Source organism: Fictibacillus sp. 5RED26, from assembly GCF_015903895.1.
Lineage (GTDB): Bacteria > Bacillota > Bacilli > Bacillales > Fictibacillaceae > Fictibacillus > Fictibacillus phosphorivorans.
This window is the reverse complement of sequence record NZ_JACZDU010000002.1, coordinates 224862-240966: the sequence shown is the minus strand read 5'-3', so window position 1 is coordinate 240966 and position 16105 is coordinate 224862. Positions and strand designations below refer to the sequence as shown.

The 16105-nt window shown below is 39.5% G+C and carries 17 protein-coding genes; 4 read left to right on the top strand and 13 right to left on the bottom strand.

Annotation, left to right across the window (positions count from 1 at the left end; genetic code table 11):
• Nucleotides 1-4: 4 nt before the first annotated feature.
• The 6 genes from fcl to IHV10_RS09505 form a co-directional block, all read right to left on the bottom strand.
• Nucleotides 5-958 carry a GDP-L-fucose synthase gene (gene fcl / locus IHV10_RS09530; protein WP_197128544.1) on the bottom strand — a complete coding sequence of 318 codons (954 nt, stop codon included), beginning with the start codon at nt 956-958 and terminating at the stop codon, nt 5-7.
• A 10-nt stretch (nt 959-968) separates the two neighbouring features.
• Nucleotides 969-1625: a sugar transferase gene (locus IHV10_RS09525; protein WP_370629666.1), complete on the bottom strand. Its 657-nt coding sequence runs from the start codon at nt 1623-1625 to the stop codon at nt 969-971.
• Nucleotides 1626-1872: 247 nt separating this feature from the next.
• Entirely contained in the window at nt 1873-2757 is an 885-nt protein-coding gene (gene galU / locus IHV10_RS09520; RefSeq protein WP_197128540.1) for a UTP--glucose-1-phosphate uridylyltransferase GalU, read from the bottom strand.
• A 25-nt stretch (nt 2758-2782) separates the two neighbouring features.
• The gene (locus tag IHV10_RS09515; RefSeq protein WP_197128538.1) at nt 2783-3550 is read right to left on the bottom strand and encodes a tyrosine-protein phosphatase; all 768 of its coding nucleotides are present in this window, start codon (nt 3548-3550) and stop codon (nt 2783-2785) included.
• A 156-nt stretch (nt 3551-3706) separates the two neighbouring features.
• On the bottom strand, nt 3707-4348 hold the full coding sequence (locus tag IHV10_RS09510; protein ID WP_197129896.1) for a CpsD/CapB family tyrosine-protein kinase: 642 nt from the start codon (nt 4346-4348) through the stop codon (nt 3707-3709).
• A gap of 49 nt (nt 4349-4397) precedes the next feature.
• Nucleotides 4398-5144: a YveK family protein gene (locus IHV10_RS09505; RefSeq protein ID WP_197128536.1), complete on the bottom strand. Its 747-nt coding sequence runs from the start codon at nt 5142-5144 to the stop codon at nt 4398-4400.
• Nucleotides 5145-5382: 238 nt separating this feature from the next.
• Between IHV10_RS09505 and IHV10_RS09500 the strand changes: the two genes are divergently transcribed.
• The 3 genes from IHV10_RS09500 (at nt 5383) to IHV10_RS09490 (ending at nt 8702) form a co-directional block, all read left to right on the top strand.
• The gene (locus tag IHV10_RS09500) at nt 5383-6282 is read left to right on the top strand and encodes an LCP family protein (protein WP_231619492.1); all 900 of its coding nucleotides are present in this window, start codon (nt 5383-5385) and stop codon (nt 6280-6282) included.
• A 251-nt stretch (nt 6283-6533) separates the two neighbouring features.
• The gene (locus IHV10_RS09495; RefSeq protein ID WP_197128532.1) at nt 6534-6836 is read left to right on the top strand and encodes a DUF3846 domain-containing protein; all 303 of its coding nucleotides are present in this window, start codon (nt 6534-6536) and stop codon (nt 6834-6836) included.
• A 192-nt stretch (nt 6837-7028) separates the two neighbouring features.
• Entirely contained in the window at nt 7029-8702 is a 1674-nt protein-coding gene (locus IHV10_RS09490; RefSeq protein ID WP_231619491.1) for a bifunctional metallophosphatase/5'-nucleotidase, read from the top strand.
• Nucleotides 8703-9155: 453 nt separating this feature from the next.
• Here the strand turns inward: IHV10_RS09490 and IHV10_RS09485 are convergent, their stop codons facing one another.
• Together IHV10_RS09485 and IHV10_RS09480 are read right to left on the bottom strand one after the other, a co-directional pair.
• Nucleotides 9156-11021 (bottom strand): SpoIID/LytB domain-containing protein, encoded by a 1866-nt coding sequence (locus IHV10_RS09485; protein WP_197128530.1) that lies wholly within the window; start codon nt 11019-11021, stop codon nt 9156-9158.
• 61 nt (nt 11022-11082) lie between these two features.
• On the bottom strand, nt 11083-11976 hold the full coding sequence (locus IHV10_RS09480; protein ID WP_197128528.1) for a hypothetical protein: 894 nt from the start codon (nt 11974-11976) through the stop codon (nt 11083-11085).
• Nucleotides 11977-12140: 164 nt separating this feature from the next.
• On the opposite strand from IHV10_RS09480, the gene IHV10_RS09475 reads away from it, so the two are divergent.
• A complete protein-coding gene (locus tag IHV10_RS09475; protein WP_370629661.1) occupies nt 12141-13007 on the top strand; it encodes an SDR family oxidoreductase in 867 nt (288 codons plus the stop codon).
• A 155-nt stretch (nt 13008-13162) separates the two neighbouring features.
• Here the strand turns inward: IHV10_RS09475 and IHV10_RS09470 are convergent, their stop codons facing one another.
• From IHV10_RS09470 to IHV10_RS09450, 5 genes are read right to left on the bottom strand one after another with little or no spacing between them, the layout of a single operon-like run.
• Nucleotides 13163-13396, bottom strand: coding sequence for a hypothetical protein (locus IHV10_RS09470; RefSeq protein ID WP_066398552.1), 234 nt, complete (start codon nt 13394-13396; stop codon nt 13163-13165).
• 1 nt (nt 13397) lies between these two features.
• Nucleotides 13398-13727, bottom strand: coding sequence for a helix-turn-helix domain-containing protein (locus IHV10_RS09465; protein WP_197128524.1), 330 nt, complete (start codon nt 13725-13727; stop codon nt 13398-13400).
• An 18-nt stretch (nt 13728-13745) separates the two neighbouring features.
• Nucleotides 13746-14363 (bottom strand): class D sortase, encoded by a 618-nt coding sequence (locus tag IHV10_RS09460; RefSeq protein WP_197128522.1) that lies wholly within the window; start codon nt 14361-14363, stop codon nt 13746-13748.
• A 3-nt stretch (nt 14364-14366) separates the two neighbouring features.
• Nucleotides 14367-15305 carry an LPXTG cell wall anchor domain-containing protein gene (locus IHV10_RS09455; protein WP_197128520.1) on the bottom strand — a complete coding sequence of 313 codons (939 nt, stop codon included), beginning with the start codon at nt 15303-15305 and terminating at the stop codon, nt 14367-14369.
• 45 nt (nt 15306-15350) lie between these two features.
• The gene (locus IHV10_RS09450; protein WP_197128518.1) at nt 15351-16073 is read right to left on the bottom strand and encodes a hypothetical protein; all 723 of its coding nucleotides are present in this window, start codon (nt 16071-16073) and stop codon (nt 15351-15353) included.
• Nucleotides 16074-16105: the final 32 nt, after the last annotated feature.

Here is a 16105-nt window from a genome sequence, read left to right as displayed (position 1 = left end):
CTAATCAAACCAAATTGGTTTGTTTTTCAGTTTCTAAGTAGTTTAAAAATCCTTTATATGCCTTTACTAAACCTTCATTTAAAGAAGTGCTTGCTCTCCATCCTAAGGAATGTAGTTTTGTCACATCTACCAGCTTTCTTGGCGTTCCATCTGGTTTGGATGTATCAAAGTGTAATTCTCCCTCATAGCCCACAACTTCTTTAATCTTGTAGGCTAGTTCTTTAATTTCTAAATCCTCACCTACTCCAATATTTACAATTTCATTTTCTTCATAATGATCCATTAAATAAACACATGCATCAGCTAAATCATCTGAATAAAGGAATTCGCGCTTCGGTGTGCCTGTTCCCCAAACTTCAACAAAGGGTTGGTTGTTTTCTTTTGCTTCATGAAATTTACGAATTAATGCTGGTAGTACATGTGAAGTATGAAGATCAAAGTTATCATTCTCACCATATAAATTAGTCGGCATTACCGAGATATATTTTGTTCCATATTGTCTGTTGTATGATTCACACATCTTAATACCGGCAATTTTTGCAATGGCGTACGGTTCGTTCGTTGGCTCTAGTAAACCAGTTAACAAGTATTCTTCTTTCAAAGGTTGCGGTGCTAGTTTTGGGTAGATACATGTGCTTCCTAGGAATAGTAGTTTCTTCACATCGTTTCGGTAAGCAGCATCGATCACATTTGTTTGGATCAGCAGGTTATCACGAATAAAGTCAGCTGGATATTCGTTGTTTGCAACGATTCCGCCGACTTTAGCTGCTGCTAAAAAGACATAGTCTATTTTTTCTTCTCTAAAGAATTGATCTACTTGAATCTTATCTGTCAAATCCATTTCACCGCTTGTTCGGTACACCAAATTGGTATAGCCTTCTTTTTCTAGTCTTCTTACTAACGCCGATCCGACTAATCCTCGGTGACCAGCCACATAAATCTTGGATTGTTTGTCCATTTCCTCACCTCTAGTAAGCATTATCTGTTCCAAACAGCACCTTAATCGTTCTAAAAATAATCTTTATATCAAAAAATACACTTCGCTCGGATATGTATTGAATGTCCAATTTCACCATTTCTTCAAAGGTCACATGATTGCGTCCACTTACTTGCCAAAGACCCGTACAACCCGGTGTGACAAGAAGTCTCTGTTTGTGATAGTTGTTGTATTCTGCTACTTCTCTCGGAAGTGGCGGTCTTGGTCCCACTAGGCTCATGTCACCTTTTAATACGTTCCATAATTGCGGCAGCTCGTCTATGCTTGTCTTGCGTATGAATTTTCCAATCTTAGTGATCCGAGGATCTTCCTTCATCTTAAACATCGCTCCTTCAATTTCATTAAACTGAAGAAGTTCGAGTAATTTTTCCTCTGCATCACTAACCATGGAACGGAACTTGAACATATGAAATTCTTTTTCATTCTTTCCAACCCGAATTTGTTTAAAGAAAACAGGTCCTTTTGAATCTTCTTTTTTGATAAGAATGGCAATGATAATGAATAAAGGTAATAAAAGTATAAGTCCAGCTAACGCTCCTGCAATATCTATCAATCTTTTCGTTGATTCGTAAAAAGGATCTTCTCTCATCGCTACAGTTGGTTGGTTTGAATTCGCAATCGTTTGCATTTGTGAATCAGACATCGTTGTTCCGTCCCTCCTTTTATGTATTTTTTTATAAAATTATGTATGTAAAAAAAATAGGGCATCTAACCCTTCCTCACACCATGCTACTGACAACAACGCGCTAAGGTGGAAAATCACCCACAGCATAGCCGAGTGCCTCCGTTGATATAGGTAAGGAGGCATCACCTTTTCGTTATTTCATTTTTATTTAATAGAGATTGAGTATTCATTAACTCAAGTACGACGCGTTCTAGTTCTTTACTTTAATCTGCTCAAGCAGCCGTTCTAATTCTGGTAATAGGCGCTTGCTGATTTCTTTATCTTTTAGTGCAAAATCAATCGTCGTCATAATAAAGCCGAGCTTTTCGCCAACGTCGTAACGTGTACCTTCAAAGTCATAAGCAAATACGCGTTGATACTGGTTCAATTTTTGAATCGCGTCTGTCAGCTGGATCTCTCCGCCTGCTCCCACTTGCTCTTCATCCAAATAGTTGAAGATTTCAGGCGTTAGAATGTAACGTCCCATAATCGCTAAGTTCGAAGGTGCGGTTCCTTGCTTCGGCTTTTCTACAAAGTTCTTAACTCCATATAGGTGGTGGAATTCACTTGATGGTTCGATGATTCCGTAACGATGTGTTTCATCTTCTGGTACCTTTTGGACACCAATGATTGAGGCTGTTGTTTCTTCGTACTTTTCGATCAATTGCTTGAGACATGGTTTGTTTGCTTGAACGATGTCATCTCCTAAAAGGACCGCAAATGGCTCATCACCGATAAATTTTTTCGCGCAATTTACCGCATGTCCTAAACCTTTTGGCTCTTTTTGCCGAATATAATGTATATCCGCTAATTTTGAAGACTGTTTGACTTTTTCTAATAACTCAAACTTTCCCTTCTCAAACAGGTTCTGCTCGAGCTCGAAGGCGTGGTCGAAATGATCCTCAATTGCTCGTTTTCCTTTACCTGTGACGATGATGATGTCTTCAATACCGGATTCAATCGCTTCTTCAACGATGTACTGAATCGTGGGTTTGTCCACAATCGGTAACATCTCTTTAGGCATGGCTTTTGTGGCGGGCAGGAAACGTGTACCCAGTCCTGCTGCCGGAATGATGGCTTTTCTAACTTTTTTCATGATCGTATGTTGACTCCTTTCAGTTTTAGAAGATGCCGAGAAACCTTTTTCTTTTTAGTAAAGAAGGAGGTTCAATTAGTATGCTTTCACCTCTTAACACGTGTGCAGCATTTTCTTGCAGATAGAATCGTGTTTCTACACCATACCGTTTTTGGATTATTCCGAAAACTTCTGACATATGAAACCCTCGATTAACTGCATGATGAGCATCTGATGCAAGGAAGTGCACCATATTTGATTGTATGAGTTCATGAGAAAAATTCATGATTTTTTTTCCAAAGTGACCGATTATGGAGGTTGCGGTGATTTGAGTATGAGTTCCAGCCATAATGCATTCATATAGAATTTCTGGGTTTTCCAAGATCTCGCTGTTCCGCTCTGGATGTACCAGAATGGGCTGGTAATGTCTCAAGCTCAGTTCAAAGAGAATGTCTGCTGCGTAGTTTGGTACATGTGAAGAAGGAAGTTCGATTAGTAAATAATTTACTTTGTTATGTAAAGGCAATAAGTGCCCTCGATCGATATCTTTTATTAAATCTTTGTACAATCGTATTTCTTGCCCAGGGATGATGTGCAATGGTATCTTTCTGTTTTTTAACTCTGCATTTAGTACTTCCACTTCTTTTATGACGAGTTCTTTCTCGTTTTCATATCTTCCATTTCGGTGATGTGGCGTGGCATAGAGGTGCGTAATTCCATCTTTCACAGCAGCTTCTGCCATTTTGACAGCATCCTCCATCGTACGAGCCCCATCATCCAGTCCCGGTAGGATATGACTATGTATATCAATCACAGAATGCGTCACTTCCTTAACAAGACTATAGAACTAGTAGTTATATTTTACTAGTTCTATTTGCTCAATCCAAATCATAACGTTATCGTAACATACATACAAAATCTGACAACGGTGTTTTTTTGTCGAAAAAAGTTGAAGGATATGAAATTACTGTTAATTAGAACCATAATAGTAATAATACTTTTCTTTTCTTGCCTCTTTTTCATTTAACACTGCACCAATAATCTTTGCGTTTGCGTTTTCTAACAGTTCCTTCGCTTTTGTTGCAGATTCTATCTCTGTCTTTCCGCTTGATACGACAAGGATTACTCCATCTACATGATGAGCAAGCAGCTGACCATCTGTTACAGCTATAAGTGGCGGTGTGTCGAATAGAACATAATCATACATACGGCTCGCTTCTTCTATTAAGTCATTCATAGATTTTGAGTTAATAAGCTCTGAAGGATTTGGTGGAATGGGTCCGCTTGGCAGTACATCTACATTTGGGATTTTACTAGATACAATCGTGTCTCTTAAAGTCGTTTGACGTGTTAGTATACTCGTCACACCATAAATATTGCTTACTTTGAACGTGTAGTGAACAGTTGGTTTACGCAGATCTGTATCAATTAAAAGTACTCGTTTTTCTTGTTGAGCGAGTACGACCGCTAAGTTTGCAACTGTAGTCGATTTCCCCTCCCCAGGCCCTGAAGATGTAATCATTAACGTTTTCAGCTCTTTATCGATGGATGAGAATTGAATATTTGTTCGTATGGTCCTGTATTGTTCAGCAATGGGGGACTTGGGATTCATGTGTGTAATCAAGCTTCTTTGGGTTAAATCTCCAATGGATTTTTTCAATTTACGACTCAAGGGTTTCACTTCCCATCCTTTTATTCGTAGCCTTTTTCACTGCAGAAGCTTTCACATCTTCAACGGAAATCTTTGGAATCGCTCCAAGAATAGGTAGCTGTAGAATGTTCTGAATGTCTTCCTCAGTCTTAATCGTGTTATCCAAATACTCTAACAAGAAAGCGATTCCCACTCCTGCCATCAAACCTACGACCAATGCGATCGCCATGTTTAATAACGGCTTCGGCTTTACAGGTGATGGGTTGTCTTTTAATACAGCCGGGGAGAGCACTTTTACGTTATCTACACTCATTATTTTAGGAACTTCCGAGCTGAACGTATTTGAAATTTCGTTGGCGAGCTTTACGGCATGAGCCGGATCTGCGTCTTCAATCGTTAAGTTAAATACTTGCGCGTTCTGCTCACTGCTTACCGAAATCTTCCCTATGAGTTGATCGGTTGTTTCGCTTAGATCAAGGTTTTGCACGACTTTATCCAATATGATCGGACTCTTAATAATGACGCTGTATGTATTAATCATCTCGACATTCGTACGTACTTGGTTCGGGTCGAGCACAGGTTCATTACTAGACTCTTGGTTTACAAGAATTTGGGTCGATGCTTGATATTGAGGTGTAAGTACAAAATAAGAAATTACACCACTAACTGCTACAGCAATTGCTGCAAGTATTAGGATTAACATAAGCCGTTTTCGCAAGGTAACAGCAATTTCTTTTAACGAAATCGTTTCTTCCATATAAATCCTCCACCTATAAATTGGTAAAATGTATAATTTCGTTGTATTATAGCATCTATTTTGTAAAATAAGGGTAAATTTTATAAATTTATGGAAGTATGTGTTTTTCATTGATATTATTCTAATATAGTGTTTTAGTACCTCTTTACTAACAAGAATTTGATTATTCTTTTAAACAAGCCCATGTTATACTGCCAATAGAGTCATTATTTTACATAAGAAAGAAGCGATGACGTACATGAAGAAATTTCTTATTGTGACAGGAGTATTAGTTGGACTCGTACTATTAGGTCTTGGGGGCTATGCCTACTACCTATATGATACGGCTAAGGATGCAGTCAATGACATGCATGAAAAAGTAGAGACTGACAAGCCAAAGCCCGTGATTACAGGAAAGAAGAAAGACCTGAAACCCATCTCCATTCTTTTATTAGGAGTAGATGAACGGGAGGGTGATCGAGGACGATCGGATACTATGATTGTCGTTGCCATCGATCCAAAGAGTGAAAAGATGCTCATGTTCAACATCCCTAGAGATACCCGAACCGAAATTATAGGAAAAGGGTATGAAGACAAAATCAACCACGCATACGCTTTCGGCGGAACACAAATGGCAATGGATACGGCAGAGCATTTCTTAGATACATCTCTTGATTATTATGTAAAAGTGAACATGGAATCTTTTCGAGATATTGTTAATGCTGTCGGCGGTGTAGAAGTCGATAACCCGAAAGCATTCGATTACGAAGGCTACTCTTTTCCAGCGGGCAAGCAAGAATTAAACGGAACTGCAGCCCTGGCCTATTCTCGTATGAGATATGAGGATAAGAAAGGCGACCTCGGAAGAAATGATCGTCAACGCCAGATTATTACATCGATTATCAATAAAGGTGCAAATGTTTCGTCCATTACAAAGTTTGATAACATTCTAGATATCCTCGGTGAAAATGTGAAAACGAACATGACGTTCGATGAGATGAAGAAAATCCAGAAGAATTATAAAGGTGCAAGACATCAAATTAACTATACGGAATTTAAGAGTACAGGTAAGATGATTGAAAACACATGGTATGGAATTGTTGATGAATCCGAACAGCTGCGTGTACAGAATTTATTAAAAGAGTATCTAAATAAATAGGATAATAGACTCAGAGCGCATTCGCTCTGAGTCTATTTATTTACTTTTCTACACTAATAAATCCTTGTCGTAAAATGCTGAAAGTTGTATAAAAGTAATGAGTTTATTGTGTATTATTTCAACTCATGTTTTTCTAATGTAATGATTTAAAAATTTTCATTTTCGACAATATCTCTCAATTTACACCTATTACCAATTTAAAAGGAATATGTTACCATTTATTTAGTAGGATAATAAAGGAGGGACAACTTTTGTCTACTATTTCCGTTTTAATGGTCGAGCCTTCTAAACGACCATCTATTATATCGATTGAAAATGATCTATCAACCTTTGAAAATATAGTGAACGGCCCCCTAGATATGCAGCCTTTTTTTCGTTCTCCTTACAAAATCGTCTGCAACGTGGATAACGGATACGAACTTACATATGGAAAACGCAAACCAAAAGACAGTTTCTTTATCGTAAAGCATGATGGAGATTTCCGAAGCATCGACCGATCAGAAGCAGAAGAAGTGAGAGATCACTTAAAAGAAAAAATGAAAAAGTGGAAATAACATAGAAGAGTCAGCCAAACGGTTGGCTTTTTTTGATGATTTAGGCGTTTAGATGCTGTTCTCTGAAAAGCAATGACCTTCCGAACTATGAATTTTACAATTTTTTATTATATTTCGACAAATTTTTTCTCCTACTTTACATTTTCTTTGATATATTTAATTCGTATGACAAATTGAAAGGATTGTGATGAGATGTCAGTTAAGAACACGTTTAAAAGATTACTAGTTAGTTCCCTTGCTGTCGGGGTTATCTCTTCCCCATTAGCAATGCCTGCTTCAGTAGATGCACACGGAAATTCGCCCAAGGATAAAACGTTCAACTTATCTATCATGCACACGAACGATTCACATGCTCGTTTAGATAATGTGGCCAAAAAGGTGACTGCTGTAAAAGAAGTTCGAGCAGCTAAGCCTGACGCATTGTTGTTAGATGCAGGTGATGTTTTCTCTGGTACGCTCTATTTCAATGAGTTCAAAGGACAAGCGGATCTTGAATTTATGAATCTTATGGACTATGACCTTATGACATTCGGTAATCACGAGTTCGATCTTGGTTCAAGCCCTGAAGGCCACCAAGCATTAGCTGACTTCGTAAAGAATGCGGAGTTTCCTTTTGTAAGTACAAACGTAAACTTTTCTCAGGATCCATTATTAAAGAAATTATATAAAGGGTATTCAATTAAGCCGAAGGACGGCAGTGTTTACTCTTCTGTGATGCAAAGAATTAACGGCGAGTATGTTGGCTTCATCGGTCTAACGACTGAAGAAACAGCAGATATCTCTAGTCCTGAAGGTGTAGTATTCGAAAATTACATTAAAGAAGCAGCAAAAGAAGTACGCTTGCTTCAGCTTTTTGGCGTAAATAAGATTGTGGCAATTACTCATCTTGGTTACGATGATAATCCAGAATATGATAACGATCTAGAATTAGCTAAATACGTTGATGGCATCGACATCATCGTTGGCGGTCACAGCCATACACAACTGGATCAGCCAGTTGTCGTGGACACGAATTATAAAGGAAAGAAAAAGAATCCAACTGTCATCGTACAAGCATATCAATACAGCGATTTCCTAGGAACACTTGATGTTCAGTTCGATAAAAAAGGTAAAGTGGTTGGACAAGCTGGTCAGTTGATCAAGATTGCTGACAAAGCAGCAGATCCAGAAGCTGCTGAACTTCTAAAGAAATACTCTAGCAAAATCGATGAGTTAAAAAACAAGCCAACAGGTGCTACAGCAGAAAAAGCACTTGAGAACCCTCGTTCTAACGATGTTGGACCAAGTGTACGCAGCAACGAAACACCACTTGGAAACTTAATCACTGATGGTATGTTAGATAAAGCGAAAGAATACAACAAAGATGTTGTGATGGCGTTCCAAAACGGTGGCGGAATTCGTGCGCCAATCGACCAAGGTGAAATCACGTACGGTGATGTATTAACGACTCTTCCGTTTGGTAACACATTAGCTACTATGAAGTTAACTGGTGCGGAAATTAAGACTGCTCTTGAGCACAGTGTAAGCCAATCTCCAAAAGAAAGCGGCGGTTTCCTACACGTGTCTGGCATGAAGTTCAAGTTTGATAGCACAAAAGCTGCTGGCAGCCGCGTAGTTTCCATGGAAGTGAAGAACGCAGATGGCACATATACAGCGATCGATACCGCTAAAGAATATGTAATTGCAACAAACGCATTTACAGCTAAAGGCGGAGACGGATACACAGTATTCGCTGACGCTTATGCGCAAGGCCGCGTAACAGACCTAGGTGCATCTGACTGGGAAAACCTTCGTGACTATGTAGCAAAATTAGTAAAAGTAGATCCACAAGTTGAAGGACGTATCGTGGATGTAGCAAAACAATAATAGTTGTGTGGAAAGCTAGCATGAAAGGTGCAGAACTCGCCTTTTATGCTGGCTTTTTTGTTTGGGGTTTCGTTTTCGGGTTGTAAGGAGTGATTTGGGGTGGAAGTTACGGTTGTTTTTTTGCTGGATTGGGTGGGTGTGAGCGAAACGAGGGCTGGTTGGAGTGAAACATGAACTAGTTGGAGTGAAACGGCGGGTTCACTGCGCGAAACTATAGTCTTTTTGAGCGTAACGGGGGCAGAATTGAGCGAACGTGTAACAAATATAAAAACACGTACCGTAAAAAGCGTAAAAACTAATCATAACTATGACTTGTGGGATTGCTTTATCTTTCTAACCTGAACGAAGCGGAGTTGGAGATAACATTTTTTTCTGGTTCCATACTTTAGCGGTGTGCACCCATTCTCTAATATAAAAAGCTCTTTAGAGATTATCCTCTAAAGAGCTTTTTCATCATTTATTAATCCACAAAACTTGCTCCGCCTTCTCCTCATAATAAGAAGGAACTAAACCAGTTTGTTTTAAGAAAGCCAGTGGTACATAGACCTTGTTGTAGTACTTTTCTGGTTTTGCCGTAAGCAAAATTTTCTTCCCGTTCACTGTTGCATACTTGCTCAAGTGAGAAGCAGCCACCTTGCGCGATCCATCGACAACTGTAAATGTAGACGATGTTGAGCTCAACTTCATCTTATAACGACTAGCTAGACCTGGCAGCGGCAAGTATAGCGTATTATTTTTGGAAACAACAGGAGAACCAAGGTAAAGAACCTGACCAGATGTAATAGGTGTAATTCCATTCTTATAAGAAATAGTTTGATCAATCGTCACATAATGCTCGTTCACGTAGCCTATCGTCGTCCCTATTTTAACTTTGAAGAACGCACCTGATTTACCGATCACGGTTACCGCTTGTCCAAGTTTTCCTGTTGTAATAACTGACCCCGTCGGTGAAGTACGTATATTTGTTCCTTCGTAATTAATCGTTCCCTTTAACTGAAGAGCGGTTGTCGGGATATTTACTGTTTTGTCGTTGGTAATCGTTGTACCAGGATAATAGAATGCTAGGATCTCTCGGAAGCCTTTTCCTTGAATAGCCATAACGTTAGCACCCGTCTGACTCATTCCAACACCGTGCCCATTTCCAACGACATCGATCTGATATTGAGATGATGAAGGGGTAAACGCTGTAACAAGCGTACTGTTTATTTCAAGCGCATACTTGAACTGAGTACTAGTTAAGGTAAGTTGTTTCCTGAATTTTTTAGCTGAACCATTTTCATCCGTTATCACTTTTCCGTTTGAATCCTTCATGATGTAATTGAAATCTACGTTAGCACTCTTAATTCTATTTCCTTTTGTCCGCTCATCGGAAATCGCGAAGAGGTTTACATCTACTACCTTCGCATCATGTTCGTTTGGCAGAAACATTCTCTTTAACTGTGAAGCAAATACTTTATTCTTCTCTTCCATTCCCCACCACTGATCGGAATCCAATACTTGAAGTCCGGTTAGTGAGAATTGTGATTTAGCAATGATTGCACGATCCTGACTTTTCATATCATATGAATCGGATTTGGCAGGAAAATAAGGCAGATCCACAGCACTTCCACCTGGCCATGCACCAGTGTTTGTTTCTGAATAGCCACCATTCGATGATGAGTATACGGCGTCAATCGTCTTTCCATTGTAGGTAAGAATTTTACCTTTTGTTTCAATCACAGCTTTAATAAAATTATGATAGTCCATGCTATATCCCACGTACCGCTGGAAAGAAGTTGTGTCAGTAATCGTTTTCTTCCCTAGCCAATGTGTGAGGTACGTTCTCGCAATAATCGCCTGAGAACGCATTGTATGAATATGGTACGATCGGTATAACTCACCAGGAAGAACACCTTGTATATATTCTTCAACTGGAACAATGTTTACAGGGCGAACGTATTTCCCTTCAACTTTAAAGTTCATCGTTCCCATGTATGATCGGTTTACTTTTCCATTTAACGTAGTCAAGTGACTAGGAGATATACCTGCTGGTTGTAATGAAAGACTTGGTTGTTTTGTAAACAATGTACTCCCATCGTATATTCCAAGCTGCCCGTTTTCTACTTTTACTGTATATGTTTTGCCTGCAACTAAATTTTTTCCGCTAGTAACCTCTTTAAACGATCCTTTTAAAGAAAAATTTAAAGAAGAACGTTGATCTACATCATGAATAAGTGAAACGGCTACCTCAGACTCTGTTGCTTCAGCAAGTTCCATGTTAATAGGAAGCACACTAAATAATAGCAACGCGACCACAAACACAATAATACCTTTTCTCATTTCGCACCAACTTATCCTAATATTTACATTTTACAAATAATAGTATATCAAATTCATTGTGTCATAGACTACTAGAATATGTATTTTCTGCGTCTATCCAGTTGTATCTTGGAACGCTAGAACCTATGATATGCTCTTTTCTTTTTTCAGCAGATAACATCGTTATTAACGTGCCATAATAATACGCCATGAAACTTGTCTTGATTTTGCGATGCTTGTATTGAAAGACAGTTGTCTTAAAAGCATGAATAACAAGGTCTGTCATGTGTTCAAGCGGCTGATATAAGTTTAGTTGTCGGTATGCCATTAACGCCTTTTCCCAAAATGTAAAAATCTCTGAAGCACGATTGAAAAAGGGTCTTACCGTTTGAATAAACGTTTGCGGCACCGTATCTGGAACGAAAGAATAATCAAGGTTTTCAAAAGAAGATGAAGATGGCGCATGTAAAGTTAAAACGTTGTCTTCCTGACGTATGTTTTTATCTTTATTTTGCAGATTTAAAAAGAGTTTTTCCGTTTCTGGGGCTTCAAAAATCTCTTCTGACTTACTCTCAGTAAAGTTTTCACTGTTGGCACGGTAAGTCATTTGTGTATTCACGGATGTGTCAATTGGTTGAAAAACAAATACATTATGTGCGAATCCACCACTTGAACGGTATGTTTTATGAACAGTAAGATAGCCTGTTCTTTTGGCTTTGCGCAGCATGCGTACAAATGTCGCACGAGACACCCCGCCTTGTCTACCTCGGCAAGCTGAAACGAGTGTCGCAATCTTCGCGTTAGCCACACCTGGGACAACCACACTGAATTGGGTTAATACTTCAAAAGCAATAAATTCTGAATGTGTAAACTGATCCGGGTAAAATTGCAAATACCTTTCTTTGTGTTCATTAAACTCCTTTACACTGCGAAACTGACTCAGGTATTTAAATTGATAAATATTTCCCGCTCTCAAATTTGTTCCTCCTCATCATTTGACTCATCCAATAAATGTCTGATCAACGATAAAAAGAGCCATCAGGAGTGAAATTTTTTTTGGGGTTAGCATGTGTGGATGTTTATTCATATGTGAGATGGGAAGAAAAGAGTTAGGAAGAAATATAAGGAGTGATAATGTCTATGTCTAATCAAGAGCATCCAAAAGGACAACCCGCACAGCATCAAAACCATCAACCAGGTGTAGAATCTGAAATGACACCTAAGCCTCAATCGGAAAGCCCAACGTATAAAGGTAGCGGAAAACTGAAAGGAAAATCCACACTGATTACGGGCGGAGACAGCGGAATTGGTAAAGCAGCCGCTATTGCATTTGCGAAAGAAGGCGCGAACGTTGCGGTCGTCTATCTAGAGGAATCAGGAGACGCTGAAGAAACGAAGACACAAATCGAGCAAGAAGGCGTGAAATGCTTGTTGATTCGGGGAGATATCGGAGACGAATCGTTCTGTGAACAAACGGTTCGCGATGTGGTTGGTTCGTTCGGCGGACTGGACGTTCTGGTGAATAACGCAGCAGAACAGCATCCACAGCAGAACTTTGAGGACATTACAGCGGAACAGCTTGAGAAAACATTCCGTACAAATATATTCAGCATGTTCCACCTGACGAAAGCTGCGCTTCCACATTTGAAGCAAGGAAGTTCGATCATTAATACGGCTTCGATTACAGCATATCAAGGTCATCCGGAGTTGATCGATTATGCGTCAACAAAAGGTGCGATCGTGTCGTTTACTCGTTCTTTGTCGAATAATCTTGTTAAAAAAGGAATCCGTGTGAACGGTATTGCGCCAGGTCCGATCTGGACACCGCTCATCCCTTCTACTTTCACCGCAGATAAAGTAGAGCAGTTCGGTAAAGACACACCGATGGGCCGACCAGGTCAGCCAGAGGAACTTGCACCTGCTTATGTGTATCTAGCGAGCGAAGATTCTTCCTATGTATCTGGGCAGATGATTCATATTAATGGTGGTAAGGTTGTAAACGGATAGTTGACAAAAATATTTCGATTAAAGCTGGCTACATAAGTGAGAACAATCAGTTAAGAGTGCCAGCTTTTTTGTGAAAAAATATAAATTTGCACCATTTACATGATAAACGAAAGAAAGGCACTGCCCGATATACCATTAGGGCAGTGCCTTCACATTCAGACTAGAGTATCGAACGAGGACTTTAGTTCTTGATACTGATAGTTAGTGATTTTAGACGTGTTCCATTTCTTTTCCATAAAATTTAATTTCTTTTTCACATAATCAAACGGTGCCCTACCTTGATACTCATCACCTAAATAGATTTCACATTCATTCTTGCCTTTATAGACAATCCTTAAAATATGACCGTTTAGATGACAGATATACAAGCCATCCGCTAACCGTATCACGTTAAACACCTTCCTTATCAGAACACTTCCATGATTCGTAAGCTAAGAAGTCTCGAATATCTTCTTTATTAAGACCTAAATCTCTGGCTTGTACGACAAGATCCACCCATTCTGGATCTAGAATACCTACTTGAATGCTCAGTAACTGCTCCACAGGAACCTCCAAAGCTTTAGCTATTTTTTGAATCATATGTGCAGATGGGTTTGTCTCATGATTTTCAATACTGCTTAAATAACTTTTCGAAATTCCAGCGATTGTCGCTAGCTTAGATAAACTCATCCGTTTTTTTAAACGATTATTTTTTATTTGTAAGCCTAGTTTCTTATTCACATCCAACAACTTCCTTTTCTATAAAACCTCCTCTTTTTTCAAAACAGCTTTCACAATATAACGATGAGTAGGATTTTTCATAGGATGACATGTAATCAAGGTGATCATGGCTTCGTTCTTTTTGTTATTTTGTAGAACGGATAGGTCAGTTGGTTTAACGAGAATTTCTTCCGTTACGGTATACGTCAATTTTTGATGAGCTGTTTCAACTTGAATGGAATCCCCCGGCCTTACTTCAGGCAGCCGGTTAAATTGTTTTCCAAAGGTGTAGCTGCGATGCGCCGCAATCGCAGCGTTCCCTGTTTTCCCAAGTGGAGAGGTGCCAGACAGATGCCCCGCTCCCACCTTCAGGTTGTTTTTCGTTGCTCCTTCTAAAATAGGAATAGATAACTGAATTTGGTTAATGGTCAATTTTCCAATTATTCCTGTCTTCGAAGAGACATGCTCCTTATGATCTTGACTTAAAAAAATATCATCCAACTGTTTGTAGCTCTGTTTAATCTTTGATTGGTCATTCGAGGATTCCCAGTCTTCAAGCAGCCTTTGTTCTTGATAAGAAAAGTACACACTTTTGGCTTTCGGGTACGCCATTGTCATGACCCCTGCAAAAATCAACAAGTATGCCAGCCATCTCATGCCTTATCCTCTTCTAATTCGTCTTGGTACAAGTAGTTTCTTTACGAATAATATGCAAAGTCCAGTCATGGATAATAAAGAACCAATTAACATCCATATCATTGGATCTTCTTCACCTGTTTGCGGTAATGATTCGGTACCTGTTGATGGTGAACGAGTCGGCTTCTGAGTGTCACCTTTTGTTGGAGGTTGTTGTGCGGGTGGCTCACTCCCATTATCTCCGTCGTCTGGGTTTCCATCTCCTGGGTCCCCGTCTCCTGGATCTCCATCGCCTGGATCACCGTCGCCTGGATCTCCATCTCCTGGGTCTCCATCGCCTGGGTCTCCATCGCCTGGGTCTCCATCTCCTGGGTCTCCATCGCCTGGATCACCGTCGCCTGAGTCTCCATCTCCTGAATCACCGTCGCCTGGGTCTCCATCGCCTGGATCACCGTCGCCTGGGTCACCGTCGCCTGGGTCTCCATCGCCTGGATCACCGTCATCCGAGTCTTCGCCTTCACCTTGAACTTGAATCTCATAAGTGGTCGCTAACCCTTGAAATTCGTTTCCAGCTTCACCAGCTAAACCTATAGAAAAAGTTAGTTTGTCATCTGTTTTGGCTGGTAAGGCTCTTGGGGTTATTGTAAGTTCACGTAATTTCCCTTTAAATAGTTCAGTATTATCTTTTTTTACGGTTACAATTAGTGCACTAAAAAGCATTTCACCTGTTTTATTTTTTGTTTTTACGTTATATTTCAATAGCTGGTTACCAGTGTTTTTTACAGTCAATGTGTAGTCCTCACTATAACCTGGCCGCATATTCTTCATCTGAAATGCGGATGGTGTAAGCTCCAGTCCATAGCTTCCATCCGTAAACGAATAAATTTTTTCCGATTGAATAGTAGCTGCACCGATAATCAATACAGCCATAACTCCATAAATGATTTGTTTTAGACTAAGCATAGCCCACACCCCCACTTCAATAGGTTTTGAACGTCATGAGTTTGTTTAAGCATCAGTTTTAACGTCCTTTTTACCTTCTTGGTCTGACTGTTCTGGTTGGGGAGCAGGAGTAGGCGTGTCAGCTTGGTCATCATCGGAATTGGTTGTGTCTGGATTTTCTTCTGGTTGTGGTGTTGGATCTGTTGGTACTTCTTCTTCAGGTGCTGGATCTTGTTGAGGTGGCTCTTCTGTTTCAGGTGTTTGAGGCTCTTCTTTTTCTACTTCTGGCTCTTTCTTACTTTCATCGTTAGTTTCCTCCTTCTTAGGCTCCACAGGCTTAATCATCTTTTCTGGACTTAATGGAACCACAATTTTTTCATCTACATATCCTTCGAATGCATACAAGTGATACATCACTTGACTCGCATCACACGAAGGATCAGTTACGTTTGTGCCACTACTAAGCGCTTCGCCAGGTTGTAACCATTTTGATTTTGATTGATTTTCTTTACTTATTAGATTTAATGAAACGGGAATTTCTATATTGGAGATATTCGTAATGGTTACACTCGTTTTTACTTTGCAGTTCTTTTGATACTGTACTTCACTAACATCAATATTTAACAAGTCGGATGTATTAGCGTTTGTTATTTTTCCCTCAGCAAAGGATTCTGCTGTAAACCATGCAAACGTATCGTATTTTGGTACGATTAAAATAGAAACATAGAAAAAGAGAATCAAACTAAGCAAGATATGTTTTTTCTTGATTGGCTTCCTTTTCGGTACCACTCATACACCTCCAGACTACAATTCGGCTTGTT

Bases quoted from the DNA above. Each gene is read 5' to 3' on its own strand.
- fcl (WP_197128544.1), bottom strand. From the start codon at position 958: ATGGACAAACAATCCAAGATTTATGTGGCTGGTCACCGAGGATTAGTC.
- IHV10_RS09525 (WP_370629666.1), bottom strand. From the start codon at position 1,625: ATGCAAACGATTGCGAATTCAAACCAACCAACTGTAGCGATGAGAGAA.
- galU (WP_197128540.1), bottom strand. From the start codon at position 2,757: ATGAAAAAAGTTAGAAAAGCCATCATTCCGGCAGCAGGACTGGGTACA.
- IHV10_RS09510 (WP_197129896.1), bottom strand. From the start codon at position 4,348: ATGAATCCCAAGTCCCCCATTGCTGAACAATACAGGACCATACGAACA.
- IHV10_RS09505 (WP_197128536.1), bottom strand. From the start codon at position 5,144: ATGGAAGAAACGATTTCGTTAAAAGAAATTGCTGTTACCTTGCGAAAA.
- IHV10_RS09500 (WP_231619492.1), top strand. From the start codon at position 5,383: ATGAAGAAATTTCTTATTGTGACAGGAGTATTAGTTGGACTCGTACTA.
- IHV10_RS09490 (WP_231619491.1), top strand. From the start codon at position 7,029: ATGTCAGTTAAGAACACGTTTAAAAGATTACTAGTTAGTTCCCTTGCT.
- IHV10_RS09485 (WP_197128530.1), bottom strand. From the start codon at position 11,021: ATGAGAAAAGGTATTATTGTGTTTGTGGTCGCGTTGCTATTATTTAGT.
- IHV10_RS09475 (WP_370629661.1), top strand. From the start codon at position 12,141: ATGTCTAATCAAGAGCATCCAAAAGGACAACCCGCACAGCATCAAAAC.
- IHV10_RS09460 (WP_197128522.1), bottom strand. From the start codon at position 14,363: ATGAGATGGCTGGCATACTTGTTGATTTTTGCAGGGGTCATGACAATG.
- IHV10_RS09455 (WP_197128520.1), bottom strand. From the start codon at position 15,305: ATGCTTAGTCTAAAACAAATCATTTATGGAGTTATGGCTGTATTGATT.